The 26,188-nt window shown below is 61.5% G+C and carries 24 protein-coding genes; 2 read left to right on the top strand and 22 right to left on the bottom strand.

The features are described from left to right. Window positions 1–14 precede the first annotated feature (14 nt). The 6 genes from RHEC894_RS10120 to RHEC894_RS10095 all read right to left on the bottom strand — a co-directional run bounded on the left by RHEC894_RS10120 (window position 15) and on the right by RHEC894_RS10095 (window position 6,218). Entirely contained in the window at window positions 15–1,400 is a 1,386-nt protein-coding gene (locus tag RHEC894_RS10120; RefSeq protein ID WP_085737164.1) for a pyruvate dehydrogenase complex E1 component subunit beta, read from the bottom strand. Between the two features lie 16 nt (window positions 1,401–1,416). Continuing rightward, on the bottom strand, window positions 1,417–2,463 hold the full coding sequence (gene pdhA / locus RHEC894_RS10115) for a pyruvate dehydrogenase (acetyl-transferring) E1 component subunit alpha (RefSeq protein WP_064838360.1): 1,047 nt from the start codon (window positions 2,461–2,463) through the stop codon (window positions 1,417–1,419). Window positions 2,464–2,607: 144 nt separating this feature from the next. Next, window positions 2,608–2,928 (bottom strand): septum formation initiator family protein, encoded by a 321-nt coding sequence (locus RHEC894_RS10110; RefSeq protein WP_010065356.1) that lies wholly within the window; start codon window positions 2,926–2,928, stop codon window positions 2,608–2,610. Between the two features lie 134 nt (window positions 2,929–3,062). After that, complete coding sequence (eno, locus tag RHEC894_RS10105) at window positions 3,063–4,337, bottom strand: phosphopyruvate hydratase (RefSeq protein WP_085737163.1); 1,275 nt, start codon at window positions 4,335–4,337, stop codon at window positions 3,063–3,065. Window positions 4,338–4,479: 142 nt separating this feature from the next. Then, complete coding sequence (gene kdsA / locus RHEC894_RS10100; RefSeq protein WP_085737162.1) at window positions 4,480–5,325, bottom strand: 3-deoxy-8-phosphooctulonate synthase; 846 nt, start codon at window positions 5,323–5,325, stop codon at window positions 4,480–4,482. Then, window positions 5,322–6,218 (bottom strand): VOC family protein, encoded by an 897-nt coding sequence (locus RHEC894_RS10095; protein ID WP_085737161.1) that lies wholly within the window; start codon window positions 6,216–6,218, stop codon window positions 5,322–5,324. Before RHEC894_RS10095 ends, kdsA begins: the two co-directional genes overlap by 4 nt. 196 nt (window positions 6,219–6,414) lie before the next feature. Here RHEC894_RS10095 and lexA point away from each other — a divergent pair, with 196 nt between their 5' ends. After that, window positions 6,415–7,134, top strand: a complete 720-nt coding sequence (gene lexA, locus RHEC894_RS10090; RefSeq protein ID WP_029873161.1) for a transcriptional repressor LexA — start codon at window positions 6,415–6,417, stop codon at window positions 7,132–7,134. Here lexA and RHEC894_RS10085 read toward each other — a convergent pair. After that, window positions 7,115–9,547 carry a ComEC/Rec2 family competence protein gene (locus RHEC894_RS10085; protein ID WP_085737160.1) on the bottom strand — a complete coding sequence of 811 codons (2,433 nt, stop codon included), beginning with the start codon at window positions 9,545–9,547 and terminating at the stop codon, window positions 7,115–7,117. The two genes, lexA and RHEC894_RS10085, sit on opposite strands and share 20 nt — an antisense overlap. 290 nt (window positions 9,548–9,837) lie before the next feature. Between RHEC894_RS10085 and gltA the strand changes: the two genes are divergently transcribed. Beyond that, window positions 9,838–11,127 (top strand): citrate synthase, encoded by a 1,290-nt coding sequence (gene gltA / locus RHEC894_RS10080; protein ID WP_085737159.1) that lies wholly within the window; start codon window positions 9,838–9,840, stop codon window positions 11,125–11,127. A gap of 28 nt (window positions 11,128–11,155) precedes the next feature. On the opposite strand, the gene lpxB is transcribed toward gltA, so the two are convergent. The 15 genes from lpxB to RHEC894_RS10005 all read right to left on the bottom strand — a co-directional run bounded on the left by lpxB (window position 11,156) and on the right by RHEC894_RS10005 (window position 26,185). Further along, the gene (lpxB, locus tag RHEC894_RS10075; RefSeq protein WP_085737158.1) at window positions 11,156–12,325 is read right to left on the bottom strand and encodes a lipid-A-disaccharide synthase; all 1,170 of its coding nucleotides are present in this window, start codon (window positions 12,323–12,325) and stop codon (window positions 11,156–11,158) included. Further along, window positions 12,322–13,203, bottom strand: coding sequence for an LpxI family protein (locus RHEC894_RS10070; protein WP_085737157.1), 882 nt, complete (start codon window positions 13,201–13,203; stop codon window positions 12,322–12,324). Before RHEC894_RS10070 ends, lpxB begins: the two co-directional genes overlap by 4 nt. 3 nt (window positions 13,204–13,206) lie before the next feature. Beyond that, complete coding sequence (gene lpxA / locus RHEC894_RS10065; protein ID WP_085737156.1) at window positions 13,207–14,025, bottom strand: acyl-ACP--UDP-N-acetylglucosamine O-acyltransferase; 819 nt, start codon at window positions 14,023–14,025, stop codon at window positions 13,207–13,209. Then, window positions 14,022–14,489: a 3-hydroxyacyl-ACP dehydratase FabZ gene (gene fabZ / locus RHEC894_RS10060; protein ID WP_085737155.1), complete on the bottom strand. Its 468-nt coding sequence runs from the start codon at window positions 14,487–14,489 to the stop codon at window positions 14,022–14,024. Before fabZ ends, lpxA begins: the two co-directional genes overlap by 4 nt. Next, entirely contained in the window at window positions 14,482–15,549 is a 1,068-nt protein-coding gene (gene lpxD / locus RHEC894_RS10055) for a UDP-3-O-(3-hydroxymyristoyl)glucosamine N-acyltransferase (protein WP_085737154.1), read from the bottom strand. The genes fabZ and lpxD overlap by 8 nt, the downstream gene beginning before the upstream one ends. Before the next feature lie 50 nt (window positions 15,550–15,599). Continuing rightward, entirely contained in the window at window positions 15,600–17,939 is a 2,340-nt protein-coding gene (bamA, locus tag RHEC894_RS10050; RefSeq protein ID WP_085737153.1) for an outer membrane protein assembly factor BamA, read from the bottom strand. A 196-nt stretch (window positions 17,940–18,135) separates the two neighbouring features. Next, complete coding sequence (gene rseP / locus RHEC894_RS10045) at window positions 18,136–19,269, bottom strand: RIP metalloprotease RseP (RefSeq protein WP_010069544.1); 1,134 nt, start codon at window positions 19,267–19,269, stop codon at window positions 18,136–18,138. A gap of 28 nt (window positions 19,270–19,297) precedes the next feature. Further along, on the bottom strand, window positions 19,298–20,128 hold the full coding sequence (locus tag RHEC894_RS10040; protein WP_010069543.1) for a phosphatidate cytidylyltransferase: 831 nt from the start codon (window positions 20,126–20,128) through the stop codon (window positions 19,298–19,300). Then, the gene (locus tag RHEC894_RS10035; protein ID WP_085737152.1) at window positions 20,128–20,871 is read right to left on the bottom strand and encodes an isoprenyl transferase; all 744 of its coding nucleotides are present in this window, start codon (window positions 20,869–20,871) and stop codon (window positions 20,128–20,130) included. The genes RHEC894_RS10040 and RHEC894_RS10035 overlap by 1 nt, the downstream gene beginning before the upstream one ends. Before the next feature lie 37 nt (window positions 20,872–20,908). Further along, window positions 20,909–21,469: a ribosome recycling factor gene (gene frr, locus RHEC894_RS10030; RefSeq protein WP_010066125.1), complete on the bottom strand. Its 561-nt coding sequence runs from the start codon at window positions 21,467–21,469 to the stop codon at window positions 20,909–20,911. Window positions 21,470–21,519: 50 nt separating this feature from the next. Further along, window positions 21,520–22,242 carry a UMP kinase gene (pyrH, locus tag RHEC894_RS10025; protein WP_085737151.1) on the bottom strand — a complete coding sequence of 241 codons (723 nt, stop codon included), beginning with the start codon at window positions 22,240–22,242 and terminating at the stop codon, window positions 21,520–21,522. A 96-nt stretch (window positions 22,243–22,338) separates the two neighbouring features. Then, the gene (gene tsf, locus RHEC894_RS10020; protein ID WP_085737150.1) at window positions 22,339–23,265 is read right to left on the bottom strand and encodes a translation elongation factor Ts; all 927 of its coding nucleotides are present in this window, start codon (window positions 23,263–23,265) and stop codon (window positions 22,339–22,341) included. 242 nt (window positions 23,266–23,507) lie between these two features. Then, on the bottom strand, window positions 23,508–24,275 hold the full coding sequence (gene rpsB / locus RHEC894_RS10015) for a 30S ribosomal protein S2 (RefSeq protein WP_003573382.1): 768 nt from the start codon (window positions 24,273–24,275) through the stop codon (window positions 23,508–23,510). Window positions 24,276–24,461: 186 nt separating this feature from the next. After that, window positions 24,462–25,568 carry a substrate-binding domain-containing protein gene (locus RHEC894_RS10010; RefSeq protein ID WP_085737149.1) on the bottom strand — a complete coding sequence of 369 codons (1,107 nt, stop codon included), beginning with the start codon at window positions 25,566–25,568 and terminating at the stop codon, window positions 24,462–24,464. Beyond that, window positions 25,568–26,185 carry a 5-bromo-4-chloroindolyl phosphate hydrolysis family protein gene (locus RHEC894_RS10005; RefSeq protein WP_085737148.1) on the bottom strand — a complete coding sequence of 206 codons (618 nt, stop codon included), beginning with the start codon at window positions 26,183–26,185 and terminating at the stop codon, window positions 25,568–25,570. The genes RHEC894_RS10010 and RHEC894_RS10005 overlap by 1 nt, the downstream gene beginning before the upstream one ends. Window positions 26,186–26,188: the final 3 nt, after the last annotated feature.

The following is a 26,188-nucleotide window of genomic DNA, read 5'->3' as shown; positions in this document are numbered from 1 at the left end:
GAAATACCCTCCCCTTATTTGTAGCAAACAGCCTTCACCGCATCGACGACTTCGCCGACGTTCGGAAGCGCCAGCTTTTCGAGATTGGCGGCGTAAGGCATCGGAACGTCCTTGCCCGCGATCGTCAGCACCGGCGCATCGAGATAGTCGAAGGCCTGCTGCATGACGCGGGTGGCGATTTCGGTGCCGACCGACGACTGCGGGTAACCTTCCTCGACGGTGACCAGACGGCCGGTCTTCTTGACCGATTCGATGATCGTCGGCAGATCCATCGGGCGGATGGTGCGAAGGTCGATCAGCTCGACATCGATGCCGATCTTTTCGAGTTCGGCGGCGGCCTTCGTCGCATAGGTCATGCCGATGCCGAAGGAGACGACCGTGACATCCTTCCCCGGACGGTGGATGCGGGCCTTGCCGATCGGCAGCACGAAATTGTCGAGCTTCGGCACGTCGAAGTGCTGGCCGTAGAGAATTTCGTTTTCGAGGAAGATGACCGGGTTCGGATCGCGGATCGCAGCCTTGAGCAGACCCTTTGCGTCGGACGCCGTATAGGGCATGACGACCTTGAGGCCGGGGATTGCGCTGTACCAGGCAGCGTAATCCTGGCTGTGCTGAGCGCCGACGCGAGCGGCAGCGCCGTTCGGGCCGCGGAAGACGATCGGCGCGCCCATCTGGCCGCCGGACATATAGAGCGTCTTGGCGGCCGAGTTGATGATGTGGTCGATCGCCTGCATGGCAAAATTGAAGGTCATGAATTCGACGATCGGGCGAAGGCCGGCCATTGCGGCACCGACGCCGACGCCGGCAAAGCCGTGCTCGGTAATCGGTGTATCGATGACACGGCGCGGGCCGAATTCCTGCAGCAACCCTTGCGTGACCTTGTAGGCGCCCTGATATTCGGCGACTTCCTCGCCCATGACGAAGACGTCGTCGCTGGCGCGCATTTCTTCGGCCATGGCGTCGCGCAGCGCTTCGCGCACGGTCATCGACACCATTTCGGTGCCGGCCGGAATTTCCGGGTCGTTCGGAACGACGGCCTTCGGCTCGGCCGGAAGCGGCGCGGAAGCAGAACCGGCATTGGTCGGTTTCTCTTCCTGGGCAACCTGCGGAGCAGCGGCGGCTGCCGGCTTGGCGGCAGATATATCCGAAGCGGATTCGCCGTCCTGCAGCAGCACGGCGATCTTGGTGTTGACCTTGACGCCTTCGGTGCCGGCATCGACGAGCAGCTTGCCGATGACGCCTTCGTCGACGGCTTCGACTTCCATCGTCGCCTTGTCGGTTTCGATTTCGGCAATGACGTCGCCTGAAGTGACCTTGTCACCTTCCTGCTTCAGCCATTTGGACAGCGTGCCTTCTTCCATGGTCGGAGAGAGGGCGGGCATGAGGATATCGATAGGCATGGGTTCCCTCCCCCGATTAGAGCAGAATGTCGGTGTAGAGCTCGGATGCATCCGGCTCCGGATCGGCCTGGGCGAAATCGGCGCTGTCGGCGACGATGTCGCGGACATCCTTGTCGATCGCCTTCAGATCGTCTTCGGAAGCCCAGCCCTTTTCGATGAGGCGTGCCTTGACCTGCTCGATCGGATCCTGCTCGGAGCGCATCTTCTGCACTTCCTCCTTGGAGCGATACTTCGCCGGGTCGGACATGGAGTGACCGCGATAGCGATAGGTCAGCATTTCGAGGATGATCGGGCCCTTGCCGGAGCGGCAATGTTCGAGCGCCTCGTCGGCCGCGGCCTTGACGGCGCGAACATCCATGCCGTCGACCTGAATGCCGGGGATGCCGAAGCCGGATCCGCGCAGCGAGTAGTTCGACTGAGCCGTCGCACGGGCGGTCGAGGTGCCCATGGCGTAGCGGTTGTTCTCGACGATATAGACGATCGGCAGCTTCCAGAGAGCCGCCATGTTGAAGCTCTCGTAGACCTGGCCCTGGTTGGCGGCGCCATCGCCGAAATAGGCGATCGAGACATTGCCGTTGCCGCGGTAGTGGTTTGCAAAGGCAAGGCCCGTTCCGAGCGAAACCTGGGCGCCGACGATGCCGTGGCCGCCGTAGAAATGCTTCTCTTTCGAGAACATGTGCATCGAGCCGCCCTTCCCGTGGGAATAGCCGCTGCGGCGGCCGGTCAGCTCGGCCATGACGCCGCGCGCTTCCATGCCGGTTGCCAGCATATGACCGTGGTCGCGATAGGCGGTGATAACCTGGTCACCTTCCTTCTGTGCCATCTGCATGCCGACGACGACAGCTTCCTGACCGATGTAGAGGTGGCAAAAGCCGCCGATGAAGCCCATACCGTAGAGCTGACCGGCCTTCTCCTCGAAGCGGCGGATCAGCAGCATCTCGCGATAGGCCTTGAGCTCCTCGTCGCGATCGAAGTCGGCGACAGGGCCTCCGTTCGATGCTTTCGCTGCAGGTTTTGCTGATGTTTTCCGGCTGGAAACCGTCGCGGTCTTTCGCGGCGCCATTCAACCCTCCCTATGGTTTGTCGGTTCTCGGTGCCGCGTACCATAGGGAAGAAACATGACCACAGCAATGCCATAATTGCATGGCTCGTATTCGGCACTAAATTATTGGAAATACAATAGAAATTCCAATTAACCAAATTCCGGTTAATTGGAATAATGGTTGAATATGACGATCTCGTCGGCGCGCGACATATTCAGCTGATAGCGCGCCTTTTCGTCCAGCATATCCCTGTCGAGCGAACCGTCACTGAGCAGCGCGACCTGATTTTCCAGATGTTCGCGCTTCGCCTTCAAGATCGCAAGCTCTTTTTCACGCACGACACGCTGATGCTCGAACGTCTCCGTTGCGCGCAGGCCATAATCGCCGTGAATGCAATGATATCCGAAATAGGAAAGGAAGGCGACCGTCATTGCCGGAATGACGAAGCGGCCGAGCTTTCTCTTCTTATGATGCTTTGTCCACATACGCGCATGCTCTTGAACGCATTACCAATTCGTTCAGCATAACGCGCAGAGATTAACCGTTCATTGACCGTAACCGCCGGCAAGAAAAAACCCGCGCCGGGAGGCGCGGGTCGAGCATTGCAAATCGGATCCGATCAGCCGCGGATGATCGAGCGGCCGGCATACTGAGCCTGGGGCCCAAGGCCTTCCTCGATGCGGATCAGCTGGTTGTACTTGGCAAGACGGTCGGAACGCGACAGCGAGCCGGTCTTGATCTGGCCGCAGTTGGTGGCAACCGCGAGATCGGCGATGGTCGAATCTTCGGTTTCGCCGGAGCGGTGCGACATGACGGCGGTATAAGCTGCCTTGTGCGCCGTGTTGACGGCATCGAGGGTTTCCGTCAGCGAGCCGATCTGGTTGACCTTGACGAGGATCGAATTGGCGACGCCCATGCGGATACCATCGCGAAGACGGGCGGAGTTGGTGACGAAAAGATCGTCGCCGACGAGCTGGGTCTTCTTGCCGGTCAGGTCGGTCAGCGTCTTCCAGCCGTCCCAATCGTCTTCGGCCATGCCGTCTTCGATCGAGATGATCGGGTACTTGGCGGCGAGTTCGGCCAGATATTCGGCCATGGCACCCGATTCGAGCGTGCGGCCTTCACCTTCGAGGACGTATTTGCCGTCCTTGAAGAATTCCGTCGAGGCGCAATCGAGGCCGAGGTAGATGTCCTCACCCGGCCTGTAGCCGGCTTTCTCGACCGACTTCATGATGAAATCGAGGGCTTCCGAAGCGCTCTTCAGGCCCGGCGCGAAACCGCCTTCGTCGCCGACATTGGTGTTGTGGCCCTGGGCGGCCAGTTCCTTGCGGAGCGTGTGGAAGACTTCCGAGCCCATGCGTACGGCTTCGGCGATCGTATCGGCGCCGACCGGCAGGATCATGAATTCCTGGAAATCGATCGGGTTGTCGGCATGGGCGCCGCCGTTGATGATGTTCATCATCGGTACCGGCAGCAGACTTGCGGAAGCGCCGCCGACGTAACGGTAGAGCGGCAGGCCGGAGGCCTGGGCGGCAGCCTTGGCGACGGCGAGCGAGACGCCGAGGATGGCGTTGGCGCCGAGGCGCGACTTGTTCGGCGTGCCGTCGAGCTCGATCATGATGTTGTCGATCTGGATCTGGTTTTCGGCGTCGATGCCGCCGATCGCGTCGAAGATCTCGGTATTGGCGGCATCGACCGCCTTCTGGACGCCCTTGCCGAGGTAGCGCTTGCCGCCGTCGCGCAGCTCGACCGCCTCATGCGCGCCCGTCGAGGCGCCCGAGGGAACGGCCGCGCGGCCCATGCTGCCGTCTTCGAGATAGATATCGACTTCGACGGTGGGATTGCCACGGCTATCGAGAATCTCGCGGGCGATGATATCGGTGATTGCAGTCATGGGTTCTTCCTGCTCGGTGGGTGATCAATCGTTCGAAGCCTGTCATAATCGAAGGCGTGCAAATTACAATGGCGCAGTTTTCAGCCTTCGAACCAGCGTATCCGATCTCGCCTATAGCACGATCATGTCAGACTGTTGAACGTCAGGTCTTGGCGACCGCATCGAAGGCGAGCAGCTTTTCCAGCAACCGCGGCATGTCCTTGAGATAGACCATGTTCGGGCCGTCGGACGGCGCGTTGTCCGGGTCCTGGTGGGTTTCAAGGAAGACGCCGGCAATGCCGGTGGCGACCGCGGCGCGCGCCAGCGTTTCGACAAATTCCCGCTGACCGCCGGAAGATTCGCCCTGCCCGCCCGGCTGCGCCACCGAATGGGTCGCATCGAAGATGACGGGCGCACCCATCGCCGCCATGATCGGCAGCGAACGCATGTCGGAAACCAGCGTGTTGTAACCGAAGGAAGCGCCGCGCTCGCACAGGAGCACGTTCGGATTGCCGCTGGCATTGAGTTTCTTCAGCACGTTCTTCATGTCCCAGGGCGCGAGGAACTGGCCCTTTTTGACATTGACGACACGGCCGGTCTTGGCGGCGGCGATCAGAAGGTCGGTCTGGCGGCAGAGGAAGGCCGGAATCTGCAGAACATCGACCACCTTTGCGACCTCGGCACATTGCTCGGCGGTATGGACGTCGGTCAGGACAGGAAAACCGAACTCCTTCTTCAGGTCGGCAAAGACCTCCATGCCCTTTTCAATCCCGATGCCGCGTTCGGCCGAAAGCGAGGTCCGGTTCGCCTTGTCGAAGGAACTCTTGTAGACGAGGTCGATGCCGAGCTTTGCGCAAAGCTCCTTCAGCGTGCCGGCAACCATGAAGGCGTGGTCGCGGCTCTCCATCTGGCAGGGGCCGGCAATCAGCGACAGGCGCCTGCTATTGGAAAAGGTGACCTGGGTCTGGCCTTCGCCGACCTTGACTTCGGAATTCGTATCGGTGCTCATCGTGGTTCCTCGAAGGCGAAGAGCGTGCCCTGCCCGGGCGCGGGCTTCACCAGAATGCGATTGTTCTTGCGCGTGTAGGTCACCCCGTTAGCAGTCAAATGCGCTTCTGTCACGGCAAGATCGGCGACATTGAAGAGGATTGCCCGGCCGCGCAGGCCGCGGTCGGCGGATGAGACGGCGATCTCGAAATAGGCCTCAAGCCCTTCCGGCGTCATCAGGCTGATCTTCGCATTCGACGCGGCGACATTGACGCCGAAACCGGTTTTTTCGACGGCCGACTGCGCCGCGGCAAGGCCGACGAAGGCAGCGAATGCGCTGGCATCGGGCGCACAGAGCGCGATCTCGGCAATCCGCGTCACGCCATTGGCATGCGTTTCCAGCGTGCCGCGGTCGGCAGGCAGCGGGTTGATACGCTCGACACTGAAAAGGAAGAAATCCGGCGCGCGCGGATCGGTAGCAAAGGCCAGCTTGAAGCCCGCCACAGTCTCGGAACCATCCGGCATCTTCATCGGCCGGCTGAACTGCAGCATGTCGCCGGCACTCGATCCGTGACCGACAAAATTCCGATGATCGCGGCCGGCATCACTGGTGCCGAAAGCTACCGCCGAGAGCCCCTCCTCGCCGCAGCGGAAGCGGAAAGCCTGGTTGCGGGCGGTGAAGACATTGCCCCGCCGCGCCGATGCCTCGCTCTCGGCGACACTCGCAACGCCGAGCGGCTCCAGATAGGTCTTGTCGGCGAAGAAGACGCAGGCATTCTCCGTTCCGAAGGGATGGCGCGCATCCGCGGCAACGGTGAAGCCGAGCTTGCCGAGCCTCTCGCGCGCCAGATCGATATTGACGACGGGCAGCACGACGTGATCCAGCGGGTGCGGCTTGGCGAGATGCTCGCTCATCGGTTCCTCTCCCTGAAATGGCAAGAGATGTGCGACAGCGCACTCCCAATTCAAGACCTGCCTGCCAATCCGGCGAATGAAAATAAAAATCTCAACGAGTTGGCGGCAAGTTTTACGGAAATTTAGCTACTTGCGGAACACATATGGAACATATAGTGTCTGTTCTGGATTTGTTTCAATCAGGGGTCTGACGTCGATGCTCACGCGCAAACAACAGGAGCTTCTCCTTTTCATTCATGAGCGCATGAAGGAATCCGGCGTTCCGCCGTCTTTCGACGAAATGAAGGATGCCCTGGATCTCGCCTCGAAATCCGGCATTCATCGGCTGATTACAGCACTCGAGGAGCGCGGCTTCATTCGCCGCCTACCGAATCGCGCCCGGGCGCTCGAAGTCATCAAGCTTCCGGAGGCCTACAGCCCCAGCATACAGCCCCGGCGCGGCTTTTCGCCGAGCGTCATCGAGGGCAGCCTCGGCAAGCCCCAGCCGGTCGCCGCTCCCGCTCCTGCGAAACCCGTTGCCGACAACGGCAACTCGGTCTCCGTGCCGGTCATGGGCCGGATCGCCGCCGGCGTGCCGATCTCGGCGATCCAGAACAACACCCACGACATCGTCGTCCCCGCCGACATGCTCGGCTCCGGCGAACACTACGCGCTGGAGGTCAAGGGTGATTCGATGATCGACGCCGGCATCTTCGACGGCGACACCGTAATCATCCGCAACGGCAGCACCGCAAGTCCCGGCGACATCGTCGTTGCCCTCGTCGATGACGAGGAAGCGACGCTGAAGCGCTTCCGCCGCAAAGGCGCCTCGATCGCGCTGGAAGCCGCTAACCCGGCTTACGAGACCCGGATCTTCGGGCCCGATCGCGTCAAGGTACAGGGCAAACTCGTCGGCCTCATTCGCCGCTATCACTGACAACAGACGGACCGGTTTCGGTAAAACTGTCTTTGCGCCAGTCATAGGCGCGCTGACGCATCCATGGTCGCGACAGCGTCTCGAATGCGGTTGCGACCTCCAGGCCGGCATCGGCGAAACGCAATTCGACGGAGCCGGTCCTGCGCAACGTCTCGCCGGTGAAAAGCGCCCCGCCTGAACGGCAGTTGTTGAAACGTAGGCGGACCGAGGTCACGACGATATCGGCCGTATCGCAGGCCGGACCGAGATAGGCGGCATTGTCGATGACGGTGACGATATGGCCATTGCCGAGTCTTGATGTGCACCAGGCCTTCTTGACGCAGGAAAAGCGGTTTGCTTCACCGCCTGCTGCGGCTGCCCGCATCGCTGCGCTCGCTTCGTTCTGCTGATCGCGGGAAAGCCGGACACGGCGGTCTTCTCCTTCCGGCGGGATAGCCGGACCATCCAGCATCTTCGGCGGATCATGCGTCGGCAGGACCAGTGCTCGCTGCCACTGGTCGAAGATGAAATCCGGCGGATTTTCGCGGTTGGACGCGATTGCCTCAGCCGCGACAACCGCAACCAGACTGCCATCCTCCGAAATCACCAGATCCGGCGGCCGGGGAGCCGGCAGCAGCAATACGGTGAGTGTCGAGATGGCGACGATCGATGTGCCGGCATGGCGCAGCCGGGTGCGCAGCAGCGTCAGCAGCAGAAAGCCTGCCACTGCCACAGCGAAATACCAGGCGGGCAAGCGGCCGATGCCGATATCGCCGCCCCAGCCGGACACCGTCTCGGCAACCGCGATCACCAGATCGAGGCCGAATCCGACCACCTTCCACAGCGGAGCATCCAGCCCGAAAGGCATGAGCAACATCGCCAGCAGCCCGGCCGGCATGACGATGAAGGAGATGATCGGCATCGTCGCGAGGTTTGCCGGCAGGCCGTAAGCCGTCAGGCGATGAAAATGCTCGATCGAAAACAGCGCGGTGGAAAAGCCGCCGATCAGCGAGGTCAGAAAGACGCCGCCGAAGAAACCGGCGACGGCAACCACCGGCCTGACGATCGGCAGCTTCAGGAAGGCGTTTTCGCGGACACGCCGGTCCTTCCATAGCTGATAACCCGATACCAACGCCAATGTCGCGGCAAAGGACATCTGGAAGCTCGGGCCCAATACTTCCGAGGGTGAAATGGCGATGATGATGAGCGCGGAGAGAACGACATTGCGCAGGCTGATCGACGGCCGATCGAAGAAGACGGCAATCAGCATGATGGCCATCATGATAAAAGCGCGCTCGGCCGAAACCCCGAAACCAGAGATCAGGTAATAGGCGGTGACGGCGATAAGCGCACCTGATGCGGCGATCTTCTTTGTCGGATAAGCTTGGGCGACGCCGGGAAAGAGGCTAAGCAGCATCCGGAAGCCGACGAAGAAGATGCCAGCCGACAGCGCCATGTTGAGGCCCGATATAGCGACGATATGGGCAAGGCCGGATTGGCGCAGCGCCTCCGTCGTCGTCTTCGAGATGGCGCGCCGTTCATCCGTCACCAGGGCAGCGGCAAAAGCGCCGGTGTCGCCGGGCAGGATCGACCTTATGCGGTCGCCGATGCTGCTGCGCAGCCGGTAGAGCCATTCGAGCAGCGCGTCCGACGTCGACCTCGCCGCCTGTGGACCTGCCTGCGCGTCGAGTTTCTCCGGTGCACCATAGAAGAAACCGTTGGCGCCGATGCCGTCGAAATAGGCGCCGAAGGAGAAGTCGTTGAGCGCGGGAAGTGCCGGGCCTGCCGGCGGCGTCAGCCGTGCCCTGCCGGTGATGATGTCGCCGATCTCGAAAGGCACATCGGCGCCCCGGACGATCGCGGTGATACGTCCCGGCGGCCGCTTCAACTCCGGCGCCTCAGTACCGGTGACGGCAAGAATATAGCGCCAGCGCCCGCGGCCGTCGCCTTCCCGCCGTTCGACACGGCCGCTCACCGTCGTCGTCACGGATGAATCCAGGATGACAGTCGAAGCCCGCCAGCTCTCGAACTGGGCCGACAGCATGCCGCCGGCGAAAAGCGCCAGCGCCAGGAATGTTGCGCGCAAGGCCGGCCGGCTGGGACCGGCGAGGAAAACCGCGGCCGCCGACACCAGCAGGCAGAGCAGCGATGCAACGAGGGGAAAATCCGATGCGCCGAGAAACCAGAAGGCCGAGCCGGCGCCGAAGAAGACCGGGGAGAACAGCAGCAGCCGGCCATGATCGGCCTCCTCGCCCAGCATACGGGTTCCGGCACGCAGCGATTGCCGGGCGGCAGCCGGCAGCCGATGGCGCAATGGGATCTGCGACTGCGTCCTTGCCGGTTGGCTCACCACACCAGGCGCGAGAAGACCCGGCGGGTCGGCAAGGCCGCTGCCCGCTTCCGGCCGCAATTCGACTGTCGTCAATTCCTGCATGTGCCGCCCAAGGTCACCCGCACCAGCGGCCAGAATGCAACCTTCAATCAAAACGAGCAAGAATAATCGATTGAAATGTGAGGGAAAATCGAGAGCGCCAAAAGACCAGTCGAATCATTGGCTTCCGCTATGCGTGCGGCTCATCGCTGCAGTGCCTAAAAGGTGATGCCGCAATGCACAAAAAGCCGTCACGGTAACTTGGCATTAGCTTCGCGATCATATAGCTATCGCTGAGGACGCTTAACCCCTATGGCGCTTTTATGGCGCCACCGCCAGTTCGGAGGATCAGCATGACGGATCAAAGCGCAACAATAAAAATCGGTGACAAATCAGTCGACCTCGCCGTCAAAAGCGGCACGATCGGCCCGAGCGTCATCGATATCGGTGCCCTCTACAAGAACACGGCTTCCTTCACCTACGATCCGGGTTTTACGTCGACCGCATCCTGTGAATCGAAAATCACCTACATCGACGGCGACGAAGGTGTTTTGCTGCACCGCGGCTATCCGATCGAGCAGCTGGCCGAGCACGGCGACTTCCTCGAGGTCTGCTACCTGCTTCTCTACGGAGAATTGCCGACCACCGCGCAGAAGAAGGATTTCGATTATCGCGTCACGCACCACACCATGGTGCACGAGCAGATGAGCCGCTTCTTCACCGGCTTCCGCCGCGACGCACATCCGATGGCCGTCATGTGCGGCTGCGTCGGCGCGCTGTCGGCCTTCTATCATGACTCCACCGACATCACCGATCCGCACCAGCGCATGGTCGCCAGCCTGCGCATGATCGCCAAGATGCCGACGCTTGCCGCCATGGCCTACAAGTACCATATCGGCCAGCCCTTCGTTTACCCGAAGAACGACCTCGACTACGCCTCGAACTTCCTGCGCATGTGCTTTGCCGTGCCCTGCGAGGAATATGTGGTCAATCCGGTGCTTGCCCGCGCCATGGACCGCATCTTCATCCTGCATGCCGACCATGAGCAGAACGCTTCGACCTCGACGGTCCGCCTCGCCGGCTCGTCGGGCGCCAACCCGTTCGCCTGCATCGCCGCCGGCATCGCCTGCCTGTGGGGCCCTGCCCATGGCGGCGCCAACGAAGCGGCTCTCAACATGCTGACGGAAATCGGCACCGTTGACCGCATTCCGGAATATGTCGCCCGCGCCAAGGACAAGAACGATCCGTTCCGCCTGATGGGCTTCGGTCACCGCGTCTACAAGAACTACGATCCGCGCGCCAAGATCATGCAGAAGACGACGCATGAAGTGCTCGGCGAACTTGGTATCAAGGACGATCCGCTGCTCGAAGTGGCGATGGAGCTGGAGCGCATCGCTCTCACCGACGAATATTTCATCGAGAAGAAGCTCTATCCGAACATCGACTTCTATTCCGGCATCACGCTGAAAGCGCTGGGCTTCCCCACGACCATGTTCACCGTGCTGTTCGCGCTCGCCCGCACCGTCGGCTGGATCGCCCAGTGGAACGAGATGATCGAAGATCCGGAACAGCGCATCGGCCGTCCGCGCCAGCTCTATGTCGGCGAACCGAAGCGCGATTACGTGCCGGTTTCGAAGCGCTGATCGCTTCGAGCTCTAAAAGAAAACCCGGTCAGGAATGGCCGGGTTTTTTGTTGGCTAAAACAGCAAGCACGATCTGCGCGGAATGTTCTCCAGGCGGTATTTCCGTCTGCATTCGCTGCCAGATAAGTTGGTAGCCTTCCTTCATTGCCTTGAGCTGGTAGGTGTCGGCCGACAGCCTTTCCATCCAGCGCGCCAGGCTTGCGCCACGAACGACATCGTTCAGATATTCCGGTACGACCGCATAATCGGCAATCAGGTTCGGCAGCGCGCCGGTCCAGGTCTTGATGCTCGCCGTCAGCATGCGCATGATCCAGTCGACCTTGTAGGCGGAGACGACGGGAACGTCGGCAAGTGCAAGCTCAAGAATAACGGTTCCGGACGCAGCCATGGCTGCATCGGCCTGCGTGAAGGCTTTCCATTTGGCTTCCGCGCCAACGACGATCTCCGGCTGTACCGCCCATTTCGCCGTCATTTCGCGAACAAGCGCTTGCCTGTGCGGCACGGTCGGCAGAACGAAGCGCATCGAGCCGTTGCGGGCGACGAGCTCCTGCGTTGCGACCTCGAAGTAAGGCAGGAGTTTCTTGATCTCGGAGGCGCGCGATCCGGGAAGAAGAAGGACTGTACCGTTGCCGGCTTGTCTGCCGGCGCGCAGGCTCCGGGTTTCCAGCAGCGCGGGGTCGGCCGTCAGGCGATGCCCGACATAGGTCGTCGGCGGCCCGCCGAGTGCGCGCATCGTTGCCGGCTCGAAGGGCAGGATGGCGAGCACGTGATCGACATAGGCAAGCATGCGCGTGGCGCGATATTCCTTCCAGGCCCACACACTCGGACAGACATAATTGACGACAGGCAGATCGGGCAGCGCGCTGCGGACTCGCTTCGCGACGCGATGGGTGAAATCCGGGCTGTCGATGATCAGCAGAATGTCGGGCCGTGCGGCGATAATGGCGGCGGTCGTCTGGCGGATCAGCGTATAGAGCCTTGGCAGCCGGCTCAGCACCTGGGTGATGCCCATGATCGAAAGCTCGGAAAAATCGAATAGGGATGTCAAGCCTTCGGCCTGCAGCCCCTCGCCGCCGACGCCCACGAGTTCCACCGGCCCGCCGTGAATTCGCTTCAGGGCGGCGATGAGATCGGCGCCGAGCAGATCACCCGAGACCTCGCCGGCAATGACGGCGATCTTCAGCGGCGTCCCGTTCATTCGAGCCCCCATGTCGGCAATCCCCGATCGATGCCGCAGACAAAAAGTCCGGCCTCATCGGCAACCTTGATGACGGCGGCGCGATCGAGCACCAGCGAGCGGCCCGCCTCGACGGCAATACCGCCGAGACCGGCTCTTTTTGCGTTCAGGATCGTCGAGACACCGATCGCCGGCAAGTCGGCGCGAATATCCTGTTGCGGCTTGCAGAGCTTGACGAGCGCGCCGCGGCGCCGCGGCGAGATGCGCCCGGCGGCTCTGAGGCCTGCAACACGTTCCAGCATCTCATCCGTGCCCTCCAGCCCCTCCAGGGCAACGACGCGCCCGCCGATGCTGACGGCGCCCTGCCCGATATCGAGCCGGCCGAGCGTTTCGGCGGCTTCGGCAGCGCGGGCAATATCGCGGCGATCTTCCTCACCGGGCGCGACCGCGCCAAGGGGGCCGATGGAGGCAAGCAGATCAGGAGCGATTTCATGGGCGCCGACGACGCGGCGGCCGTTTCCCTCGATCAGCCGGATCACCATCTGCAGAACCGTGTCGTCGCCGCCGGAGAGCAGCGTGCGGATGGCGGCCGGCACCTTCATCAGGATACGCAGTGTCGGGCGCACCTCGCGCCACTCCGGCCGGCGGCGTACGCTGCCGGACATGACGACGCGGCTGACGCCGTAGCGGTTGAAGAGGCCATCGAGGGCGGCGAAATCACCGATGCCGACGACGGCGTGGTCATAACCTTCCCAGCGCCGATCGCTCTCGTCCTTCAGCGCGACGATGACGGGATTTTCACCCGCCGCGCGCGCAGCTTCGGCGACATAGGAAGGCAGAAGACCACCGCCGGCGATGATCGCCAGCCGGCCCGCAGCAGTGTCGCCTGACAAATCCACGGACTAGCCCTTCTGCCCCCGGGTCGGCGAGGACAAGGCGCGGTCGCTGTCGGCAGCAATGAAATCGAGGATTTGGACCACCTGCTCGCAATCGGCATATTCGTCGCGGATGGCGGCGGCGTTTTCGCGGACGGAGGCCGTTCCCTCGAAGATCGATTTATAGGCGCGACGCACCCGATGGATGACGGCGCGATCGACGCCGGCGCGCGTCATGCCGACGACGTTGAGGCCGCTCAGCAGCCCGGGATTGCCGTTCAGCATGCCGTAGGGAATGACATCGTAACTCACCGCAGAAAGCCCGCCGACGAAGGCCTGACGGCCGACGCGGGTGAACTGGTGAACGGCCGAGCCGCCCCCCAGGATGACGCGATCCTCGATGACGACGTGGCCGGCAAGCATGACGTTATTCGACATGATCACGTGGTTGCCGACACGGCAATCATGCGCGACATGGGAATTGGCAAGGAACAGGTTGTTGTCGCCGACGATCGTCTGGCCGCCGAAATCGGCCGTGCCGGTGTTCATCGTGACACCTTCGCGGATCGTGCAATTGGCGCCGACCGTCAGCGTCGTGTCCTCGCCGCCGTGATGCACGCTCTGGGGATCGCCGCCGACGACGGCCATCGGAAAGATGCGCGTGCCCTTGCCGATCACGGTGCGGCCGGTGACGACCGCATGCGCCAGGAGCTCGACATCGGCATGGAGCACGACATGCGGGCCGACATAGCAGAAGGGACCGATTTTGACGCCCTCACCGATAACAGCGCCGTCTTCGACGACGGCCATCGGATGAATATGGGCGCTTTCGGCGATATTGCTCATGCCTGATCCTTACGAACGATCATCGCGCCGATATCGGCTTCGGCGACAAGCGCGCCGTCAACCTTGGCGTCGCAATGGAATTTCCAGATATTGCCGCGCTGCTTGTGCTTCTTGACATGGAATTCGACGCGATCGCCGGGGACCACAGGCTTGCGAAAACGCGCATTCTCGATGGTCATGAAGTAGACGAGGTTGCCGGGCTGGCCTTCCTTCTTGGCACAGATCGCACCGGCGGTCTGCGCCATGCCCTCGATCAACAAAACGCCGGGCATGATCGGCGCTTCCGGAAAATGGCCGGTGAAATGCGGTTCGTTCACCGTGACGTTCTTGATGCCGATCGCGCTGTTGTCGCCGTCGATCTCGATAATCTTGTCGACCATGAGAAACGGATACCGGTGCGGCAGCAGCTTCATGATCTCAATGATGTCAGCCGAAGAAAGCGTTGTCGTGGCTTCCTCAGTCATTTTGCTTGCCTCCAGGGTTCTTTCCGCGCAGCTTGCTTTTCGACACCTGCAGTGCGGCCTCTCTCAGATAGTCTTTTAGCGGCCGTGCCGGGACACCGCCATATTGTCCGCCGGCGGGAAGATCGGTCATGATACCGCTTTTGGCGGCGATCTGCACGCCGTCACCGATCGTCACGTGACCCTTGATCCCGGCCTGGCCGCCGATCTGCACGCCGTTGCCGATCTTCGTGCTACCGGCGATGCCCACCTGCGAAACGATGGCGCAATGGCGGCCGATCTGAACGTTGTGGCCGATCTGGACCTGGTTATCGATCTTGGTGCCTTCGCCGATGACCGTGTCGTCCATGGCGCCGCGGTCGACCGTGGTATTGGCGCCGATCTCGACCTTGTCCTGGATGATCACCCGGCCGATCTGGACGATCTTGATCATGCCGCGCGGACCCGGTGCATAACCGAAACCATCCTGGCCGATGCGCACACCGTTGTGGATGATGACGCCATTGCCGATCAGCGCGCAGAGAATGCTCGCACCGGCTGCGATCGAACAATCGCGGCCGATCTTGACGCCCGGACCAATAATGCTGTGTGCGCCGATCCGAGTCCCTTCGCCGATCTCGGCATGCGGGCCGATAACGGCCAGCGGCTCGACGATCACGCCCTTTTCGAGTTTCGCGCTCGGGTCGATCACCGCGCTGGGTGCGATTTCGCTTTCGCCCGACGGAAAAACGACCGGGCGCAATGCAGCGGGATAAAGCAGACCGCCCGCCATGGCGAAGGCCGCATGCGGATTGGAGGTCAGGATGACCGGGATATGCTCGGGAACGAGATCGGCGAGCGCCTTGTCGCAGATCACCGCCGAGGCTTCGCATGTCATCAGTTCATCGCGGTTGCGGCGCGACAGGATATAACAGAGATCGCCCGCCCGCGCCCGGTTGACGGGCGCTACGGACCTGACGACAACATCTGAATGATCGGAATTGGCGAGTTCCGCCCCAAGAAACTCTGCAAGCTCAGCGAGCTTCAGACCTTCATGGGGCAGAAAAAAAACGTTTTGCTCCATCGGCAATGCTCCAGAACGGAATTGAGTCTTACAGTTCCGGACTGCCGATATCAGAATTGGTTGTTGATGCCAAACTTGAAGTTCTGCGTCTTGTCGAAGTCTTCCTTGAGAACCGGGATCGCGTAATCCAGGCGCAATGAACCGAAGGGAGACTGCCAGACAACGCCGACACCGACGGAAGCGCGCAGGGAGGCGTCTTCGCCTTCGATGCCGTCGCCCCTCAGGTCAACATCATTGCCGAACAACGTGCCGGCGTCGGCGAAGACTGCGCCGCGCAGGTTGAAGTCACGCGGGAAGCCCGGCATCGGGAAGGTCGCTTCGGCCGATGCCGTGAAGTAAGTCGTGCCACCCAGCGGATCGTCGTTAGTGCCGGAAACGCGCGGGCCGATACCCTTGTTTTCGAAGCCGCGAATATCGCCGTTGGTCAGGGTGAACTGGTCGAAGACATTCAGATGCTCTCCGAAGCCGACGACATAACCCGCCGAGGCCGAAACCGAGCCGATGATATCGGCATCGTCGGCGAGCAGGTGGTAGTAACGGGCCTTGCCGTAGATCTTGTAGAACTGCGAGTCGCCGCCGAGACCGGCAATTTCCTGCGTCGCCGTCGCGTAGATGCCTTCGCGCGGCAGGACCGTATCGTCGAGCGTGTTATAGGTCAGCGTCTGCGAGATGGACGAACGCGTCCAGGGGCTGTCCTCGACGAGGTGCTGATACGGCGCAGACAGATCGGAAAGATCGCTGCTATCAGCGTCGTACTTCATCTGCTTGTAGTTGTAACGGAAGGTCGTCGCCAGATCCTCGGTGATCGGCGCAGTGACGCGCAGGACGACGCTGGTTTCCTCATAATCGTAGTGGTCGTTGCTCGACGTTTCGCTGTGGTTGACGTCGAAGCCTGCCGCCAAGCGGTAACCAAGGAAATAGGGCTCGGTGAAGCTGACGCCGTAGGCGCGCGAACCTTCCTGACCGCCGCCGGCCGAGATGCGGATGTACTGACCGCGGCCGAGGAAGTTCTTTTCTTCGATCGATGCCTCAAGCAGCAGACCGTCGCCGCCGGCAGCATAACCCGCGCCGACACCGAACGAACCTGTGGACTGATCCTGCACGTCGACGACCACCACGACGCGATCCGGCGAGCTGCCGGGCTGGGTGGAGATGTTGACGGAAGAGAAGTAACCGAGCGCTTCGAGGCGGCGCTTGGCCTTGGTGATCATCTGCTGGTTGAAGGCGTCGCCTTCGCTCATGTCGAATTCGCGGCGGATCACGTAGTCGCGCGTGCGGCTGTTGCCACGGATCTCGATGCGCTCGACATAGGCGCGCTCGCCCTGGTCGACCAGGTATTCGACACCGATCGTGTTGTTGTTGAGGTCGCGGTTACCGCGCGGCGTGACACGCGCAAAGGGATAACCGGCAGAGGCCACCTGATCGGAGATCGCCTCGATCGACTTCTGCACTTCCTTGGCGCTGTAGAGGTGCCCCTCCTTCGTGCGCACGAGCGGCTGCAGTTGCTCGGAGCCGACGCCTTCGACCGTGGACTGGACGGTTACCGGGCCGAAGTCGTAACGCTGGCCTTCCTCGATGTTGAAGGTAAGCGTGTACTTGTTGGTCGCGTCGTCAAACGTGGCATCGGAAGAAACGATGCGCATGTCGGCGTAGCCGCGATTGTAATAGAACTGACGCAGCGCTTCCTCGTCGGCATGCAGCTTGTCTTCGTTATAGACGTCCTTGCGGGTGAGGAACGACAGGAAGTTCGACCGCTTGGTCTGAATGACGGCAGCCAGGCGGCCGGCGCTGTAGGCATTGTTGCCGACGAAGTTGATCGAATCGATCTTGGTGCGGTCGCCCTCGTTGATGACGAAAGCAAGGTTGACGCGGCCTTCGCCGAGCGGCACCACTTGCGTCGTCACTTCGACCTCGCTGCGGCCGGTGGCAGCATAAGCTTCCTTGATCGACTGAATGTCGGCCTGGATCTGGGTGTCGCTGTAGGGGCCGGCAGCGTGGGTCTGGACGATCGTCGCGAGCTTGTCGTCCTTGATCTTGCGGTTGCCGTTGAAGACGACCTGGTTGACCAGCTGGGCTTCCTGGACATTGACGACGAGCGTGCTGCCGGAGACCGAGATCTTGACGTCGGAAAAATAACCCGTCCCATAAAGCTGCTTGACCGAGGCATCGATATCGGTGTTCGAAAAACTCTTTCCGGGAGCGATGGTGAGGTTCGAACGGACAGCTTCCGCGCCGACGCGGCTGGCGCCGCGCACATCGATGCGCTGAATGACCGCGGCCTCGGCGGCCGTAGCGGAAACGAACGTCAAAGCACCTGCGCCCGAAGCAACAACACTAGCAGACAGCGCAACCGCCGATACTGCGTTCAAAAACTTTGAACCAGCCTTCATTTCACCTATTACCTTTGTTTCCCTCGTCCCATCCACGGGAGAACCCGATTCCGGTCACGTGTGTCGTTTTACCCGCTTTTGACATACAAGCAAGCGAGGCCGTTAATTTCTGTTTACTTCATTTGCAAGCGTGACCCATTCGCCACTACAGCCTTGAAACATCGTAAATAAATAGTAATTCGCTCGCCTTGCTCGTTTACCCTATCCATGAGCCAATGTCGTTCCAGGTCGTGAAGACCATCAATGTCAGTATCATCGCCAGGCCGATGCGAAATGCAATTTCCTGGGCCGCGGAGCCCAGGGGTTTGCCCCTCACCGCCTCCACCGCATAGAACATCAGATGGCCGCCATCAAGTACCGGTACCGGCATCAGGTTAAGCAATCCTATCGAAACCGACAGCATGGCGGCAAGCTGCAACACTGCCCCTATACCAAGCGTGGCCATCTGGCCCGAAGCTTGCGCCACGCGGATCGGCCCGCCCAGCTGGTCGGCCCGCATCGTTCCGGCGAAGATATTGCCGATATATTTGAAGGTGCCGGTGACGATATCCCGGGTCTGGATCACGCCCTCCCGCAGCGCCTGGAGCGGCGTGTAGGTCTGCAGGCGGAAATTGCCGGCCTGCTGGTTGGTGATGATGCCGATCTGGCCCATCTCGATCTTGTTGCCGAACTGGTCCGTCTGGTCTACGCGCTTCGGCACCATCGGCAGGTCGAGCTTCTGGCCGGCGCGCTCGATCGTCACGACGATGTTCTGGCTCGGGCGGATGCCGACATAGCGGCGCACGTCGTCGAAGGTCTCGACCTTGTTGCCGTCGATGGCGACCAGGAGATCGCCTGGAAGGACGCCGGCGGCGGCAGCCGCACCCTCCGGCGTGACCTCGGCGACGACAGGATCGGCGATCGTGCGGCCATAGACGGAGAAAAGGATGGTGAAGATGGCGATCGCCAGCAGAAAATTGGCGATCGGGCCCGCCGCAACGGTCGCAGCGCGTTTCCACAGTTTGGCGCCGGCAAAGGAGCGCGCCCTGTCCTCCTCGGACATGGCGGCGATCCCCTCGTTGTCGGGCTTGCTGGACGCATCCTCGTCGCCGAAGAAACGGACGTAGCCGCCAAGCGGGACCACCGAAATCTTCCAGCGCGTTCCATGGCGGTCTGTGAAGCCGAATAGCTCCGGGCCGAAGCCGACGGAAAAAGCAAGGATGCGGATGCCGCTCCAGCGCCCGACGAGGTAATGACCCATCTCATGCACGAAGACGAGCAGCGAGAGCACGAGGATGAAGGTGACGATATTCCCCATCAGGAATGCGTATATACCAGCCATCACGTCCATGAGTTCCTTCCGTCGGGCTGCCGCGTCATCAGAGACCGAACAATGCCGCACCGAGCGACGTCATTTCGGCCCCCTTTATCAAGGAAAAAGCTCCAGCAAGCAAGAACGCCGAGAAACAGGCAAAAATCAGTCCGTCGACACGGTCCATGACGCCGCCATGACCCGGAATGAGGCGGCTTGAATCCTTGACGCCGAATTTTCGCTTGATGAAGGATTCGAACAGATCTCCGGACTGGCTGCAAACCGAGAGAACGAGCGCTGCACCGGCGGCAATGATTTCGGCGCCCGGAATGAGAAAGTGGATAAGAACGACGCCGGCTGCGACCGCCGAAACGGCGCCGCCGATGGCGCCCGACCATGTTTTTCCCGGCGAGATCGAAGGGGCGAGCTTCGGTCCGCCAAGCGCCCTGCCGACGAAATAGGCGAGGATGTCGGTTGCCCAGACGACGGCAAAGATGAAGAGCATGGCGTAAAGGCCGGGCTGATCATCGCTTCTGATAGCGGCGAGCGCCAGACCGGTGGCGCCGGCATAAAACAACCCCACCGGCAACCAGCGGCTGGTGCCGTGCAGGATGATCAGCGCTATGCCGACGGCCGTGACGCCGACCAGCATGCCGGCGGCAAATTCGAAATGGCCGACGAGCACGAGGGAGGCGATTGCCGCCTGGCCGATCCAGCCAACGGTATTGGAGACCCAATCACGCACGATACCCGTTATCTTGGACCATTCGTAATAGATCAGCAGGCCGATCACGGCCGCCAGGATGCGGAAGGCAAACCCGCCGTACCAGGTGGCGGCAAGAACGATGGCCGCCAGAATAAGTCCTGAAACGATGCGGAGCTTCAATTCCCTTTGCATCAGGTGCCGACCGCGGCTGCCTGCGACGACAGGCCGCCGAAACGCCGATCGCGGGAGGCGAATTTCTCGAGCGCCTGGCGGAAAATCTCGGGGCTGAAATCCGGCCAGTATTCCGGAAGGAAGATGAATTCCGAATAAGCGGCTTGCCAGAGGAGGAAATTGGACAGCCGCTCCTCGCCGCTGGTGCGGATGATGAGATCGGGATCAGGGATGCCTGCCGTGTCCAGACGGGCGTTGATCAGCGATGACGTGATGTCCTGCGCCCTCAGGCGGCCAGCCTCGACGTCCCTCGCCAGGCTCACCACAGCGCGGGAAATCTCGTCGCGCGAACCGTAATTGAAGGCGATGACGAGCGTCAGCGCCGTATTGTCCTTGGTCGTTTCCTCCGCCTCGAGCAACAGGCCGAGGATATCGCTGCGCAGGCTGTGGCGGTCGCCTATCACCTTGATGCGCACATTCTGGCGATGAAGTTCGGCAAGGTCACGCCGAATGAAAGCCTTGAGCAGACCGAGCAGATCGGAGACTTCGGCCTCCGGCCGACGCCAGTTCTCCGAGGAGAAGGCAAAGAGGGTCAGATATTTTATACCGGCCGCGCCGGCGGCGCGGACTGTCTCGCGGACCGCCTCGACGCCCTTGCGATGGCCCATCGTGCGCGGCAGGCCGCGCTGCTTGGCCCAACGGCCATTGCCGTCCATGATGATGGCAACATGCTCTGGCACAGTCACAAATACAGATTCCGACATTTCCCGTCCGGTCTTTCCAGGCAAAGGCACAGATCCACTAGACCTGCATGATTTCCTTTTCCTTCTCGGCAAGCAAGCGGTCGATTTCGGAAATCGTCTCGTCGGTCATCTTCTGTACACGTTCCGACTGCGCCCTGCCCTCGTCCTGGCCGATTACGCCATCCTTTTCGGCTTTCTTAAGGCCGTCCATGCCATCGCGGCGAACATGGCGAATCGCGACCTTGCTCTTTTCGGCATAATCATGAGCCACCTTGACGAGCGACTTGCGGCGCTCCTCGTTCAGCTCCGGCAGCGGAATACGCAGATTCTGGCCGTCGACGATCGGGTTGAGGCCGAGATTGGATTCGCGGATGCCGCGGTCGACGGCGCCGACCATCGACTTGTCCCAGACGGAGACCGACAGCATGCGCGGCTCGGGCACAGTGATGTTGGCGACCTGGTTCAGCGGCATACGCGAACCATAGGCCTCGATCGTGACCGGATCGAGGATGTTGGCCGAAGCACGGCCGGTGCGCAGCGAGGCGATGTCGCTTTTGAATGCGGAAACCGCGCCGTCCATGCGGCGCTTCAGTTCCTTGATATCGATACCTTCACTCATGTCGATGCTCCCGTATAAAGGACCGCGCCGGAAAGGCAGCGCAGCTTATATCAGTTGTCGGAGACGATGGTCTTGAGGCCACCGCCCGTCAAGATTTCGGTAAAACCGCCCTTCTCGTGGATCGAGAAGACGATGATCGGAATGGAATTCTCTCTGGCGAGCGCGACGGCAGCAACGTCCATCACCGCAAGCCCCCTGTCCAGCACCTCCTGGTGCGTCAGGCGGTCGAAGCGGGTCGCATCGGGATACTTCTTCGGGTCGGCACTGTAGATACCGTCCACCTGCGTGCCCTTGAAGATCGCTTGCGCGCCCATTTCGGCGGCGCGCAGTGCGGCGGCCGAATCGGTGGTGAAGAAGGGGTTGCCGGTGCCGCCGGCAAAGATCACCACGCGTCCCATCGACAGATGGTAAAGGGTTGCGCGCTGCGAGAAGCTCTCGCAGATCTCCGGCATGGAGATGGCCGAAAGCACCACCGTATCGATGTTCAGCTTACGCAGCGAAGTCGCCAGCGCCAGCGCATTGATGATGGTGCCGAGCATGCCCATATGGTCGCCGGTGACCCGGTCACCACCCTTGGACGCCACCGCGACACCACGGAAAATATTGCCGCCACCGACGACGACGCCGACTTCCACGCCCATGTGCCTTGCCGCGGCGATATCGGATGCAATGCGGTCCGCCACCGCAACATCGATCCCGAAACCCTGGCTACCCATGAGCGCTTCGCCGGAAGCCTTGAGTAGAACGCGTTTATAGACAGGCTCTAAAGACATCTTGGCTCCTCGTAAATTGCCGTGAATGCCCGATACACGAAGGGCACCGCGTTGTCACGCGATGCCCCTGTTGTTTTCCCAATTATGGCTGGAAGATCAACCCTTGACGGCAGCCGCAACTTCGGCTGCGAAATCGGTCTCTTCCTTCTCGACGCCTTCGCCGAGCAGGAGACGGGCCATGCCGGCGACTTCGATCGGGGCGCCGACGGCCTTTTCAGCTTCCTTGATGGCGGCTGCAACGGTCAGGTCGGGATTGATGACGAAAGCCTGCGAGAGAAGAGCGACTTCCTCGAAGAACTTGCGCATGCGGCCGTCGACCATCTTCTCGATGATGTTGTCAGGCTTGCCGGAAGCGCGCGACTGCTCGATGAAGACGTTGCGCTCGCGCTCGGCGACGGCGGCATCGACTTCCTCAGGGCGGATCGCCAGCGGCGCGGTGGCGGCGATATGCATGGCGACCTGGCGGCCGATTGCATTCAGGGCTTCCTTGTCGCCGGTCGACTTCAGGGCAACGAGAACGCCGAGCTTGCCGAGACCGTCGGAAACAGCATTGTGGATATAGGTGGCGACAACGCCGTCCTCGACGGAGAGCGCGACCGAGCGGCGGAGATTCATGTTCTCGCCGATGGTTGCGATCGCGTCCTTGATCGTGTCGGAAACAGACTTGCCGGATGCCGGGTAGGCCGCAGCCGCAACAGCGTCGACGGTGCCGCTCGTGGAGACGGCGACCTTGGCGATACCGCGGACGAGATCCTGGAAGGCATCGTTACGGGCGACGAAGTCGGTTTCGGAATTGACTTCGACTACAACGGCCTTGGTGCCCTGGCTCGAAACGCCGACGAGGCCTTCGGCAGCGGTGCGGCCCGACTTCTTGTCGGCCTTGGCGATGCCCTTGGCGCGCAGCCAGTCGATCGCCGCTTCCATGTCGCCGCCGGTTTCAGCAAGAGCCTTCTTGCAGTCCATCATGCCTGCGCCGGTCTTTTCGCGCAGTTCCTTCACCATTGCAGCCGTAATCTCGCTCATTAGCTTCCTCTTGTCGGTTCATACGGTGGACCGCAAAGCGCGGCTCGGCACCGGATTGAGGCACGAAATGTACCTGTATGTATGACAGCGTGATGAAGACGCGCCATAACGAAACTTATCTGGCAAAGAGCCTGACGCCTTCGCCCTGAAACAGGCAAGGCCGCCGAACTTCGATGAGTCGCGAGCGGCCTTTTCCCCAGTCTCTGTAAGCTTTGGCGGAGCTTTCGATCCGCCCGCTTTCATCAGCCTTCGGCTGCTTCCTCGAGAGCCGGCTCGACCGGAACTTCGGAGGATGCGCCGAGATCGCGGCCGGAAGAGCTCTGCTGACGCGCGATGCCGTCGATGGCGGCGCGGGAGATCAGCTCGCAGTAAAGAGCGATGGCGCGCGATGCGTCGTCGTTACCCGGGATCGGATAGTCGATCAGGTCCGGATCGCAGTTCGAATCGATGATCGCAACGACCGGGATGCCGAGGCGCTTGGCTTCGTCGATCGCGATCTTTTCCTTGTTGGTGTCGATGATGAACATCAGGTCCGGCGTGCCGCCCATATCACGGATACCGCCGAGAGCCTTATCGAGCTTTTCGCGCTCGCGCTCGAGGTTCAGGCGTTCCTTCTTGGTGAAGCCCTGGGCTTCGCCATTGAGGATCTCATCGAGCTTGCGCAGGCGCTGGATCGAGTTGGAGATCGTCTTCCAGTTCGTCATCATGCCGCCGAGCCAGCGCGAGTTGACGTAGTACTGGGCCGAACGCTTGGCGCTGTCGGCAATGATCTCCGACGCCTGGCGCTTGGTGCCGACGAAGAGAACGCGGCCGCCGCGGGCAACGGTGTCGCTGACGACCTGAAGGGCGCGCGACAGCATCGGAACGGTCTGGGCCAGATCGATGATGTGGATGTTGTTGCGATCGCCGAAGATGTACGGCTTCATCTTCGGGTTCCAGCGGTGCGTCTGGTGGCCGAAGTGGACGCCTGCTTCGAGAAGCTGGCGCATAGAGAAATCGGGCAATGCCATGCCTTTTTATCCTTTTCCGGTTGAACCTCCGCAAGGCGAACAGCACCCTCTTCGAGGATGCCACCGGGCGGAACAGCCCGGATTTCTCCCGGACGATCCCATGCCTTACGTGTGGAATGGTGGTGCCCATACATTCGATTTGGCGTAAAAGCAAGGCTTATGCCAAAAAATCCGACTTCATTCGCTTCAGCCTGCCAACATCGACAGGAGCGACAGCATGACGCCGGCGTCGGGCATCGGCAGGACGGCGTCGACCTCGGTCGGCAGCAGACCCGATATAGCGCCGTCGGCATTGCCGGTGACGGCTCCCAGCGGACCGCGGAACCCGTGCCTCGTCCAGGCGAGCTCCTGCAGCCTCGGGCTTGCCAGCGCCTCGATCAGCCGATTGGCGTTCTCGTCGACGGCGATCAGCGGATGCGCGGAATAGACGGTCGGACGCGGATAGAGCACCACCGGCTTTGCCCCGGCACTCGTCTTGATGCGGTCCCAGCGCGCGGGATCGGCGAGGATCCACTCGACCAGCTGATTCTCATAGCCGACGATCATCGGCTCGCCGCCGAGGCCGCCGGCCAGATACTGGTCGAACAGCTTGCCCGACGACGGCGACTTGAAGCCCATGTTGCGGAAGATCGCCTGCACCTTGCCGCCAAACGTCGCAAGGTCGCCTACCGTCGCGACATTGCCGCTGAAAAGGCTGAGCACGAGCCCTGAGAACATGAAGCCGGAATTGGAGCGGTTGGGATCGGTCGCGACGATCCGGGCTCGGCCATAGAGCGAGTTGACGCCGAGTTTCGACCAGTCGGCGCCGGCAAGGATCGCATCGAGCAGCGCCTTGAGATCAAGCTGATGATGGCCTTCGCTGGTCATCGTCACCAATCCGGCTTTCATCAGTCCGTCGACCACGGGCTGCCAGGAATAGACGACCAGCGGCGTATTCAGCACGACGCGGTCGTTGCGGATGCCGATGCCGTTCTGCCTGGCGAGATCGACCATGATCGAGGAGGACGGCCAGAGGAATTGCGGATGCTGCGACAGCAATGCCTGTTCGCGCACCATCTCGACGGAGCCGGCGACGCGGCTATCCAAAGTCAATCCGTAGGCGCCGAGCGCCTTGATAACGTCCGGGTCGGCGAGAAAAGGCTCTTTCTCGCCGCCGACGAAGCCGAACAGTGTCGTGCGGGCGCCGAGCAGACCCTGCAATTCCGGCCGATCCCGGACAGCGAAATAACCGCCGGTGCCGACGACACCGGCTCCGAGCAGTCCCACTCCAAAGGCGCGACGAGAAAGGGCCATCAGCGTCCGATATCCTCTTTGAGCGATGCCTGAATAAGGCGCAGATCGGTGTCGAGCGTGCCGAGCGCCTCGTCGACCAGGCTGTCGGCATAATGGACGAAGGCCTCTTCGAGCTTGACCAGCACGGTGCGGACCTCCTCCAACTGCCTGGGGTCGGGGACGCGTTTGGCCTCGATGACGGCAAAACCTTCCGCCACCTCGGCCGCACGCGGCAAATAATAAGAGAGGAACCGCCGCACGGCATTGGCGCTCTCCGGCTTGGCCTCGACCTTGCGAAAGACATCGGCGGCGATTTCGGCAAGATGGCGGACTGCGGTTGCCATCTTCCGATCGCTGATCGTGTCGGCGGCTGCCTCCAGCCTCTCAGCAGAGGGAATGGCGGCTTCCAGCAGGTCGCGGGCAAAGGCGATGCGCCCGCTGCCGATGCTTTTGATATCGAGCCCTTCGAACAGCCGGCGTGGCGCCAACAGAATGACGAGGCCGGCAAAGATCAGAAGGGCGATGATGGCAGCGATCCAGAAGGGCATGCCGGCGACAAGGCTCAAGAGCGGCATAGTGATGGCAGCCGCCACTCCCGCCACGATCCAGTTGCCGTCATTGCCGAGCCAGTTGCGCATGCC

It is taken from the genome of Rhizobium sp. CIAT894, from assembly GCF_000172795.2.
Lineage (GTDB): Bacteria > Pseudomonadota > Alphaproteobacteria > Rhizobiales > Rhizobiaceae > Rhizobium.
This window is presented reverse-complemented; position numbering and strand designations above follow the sequence as displayed.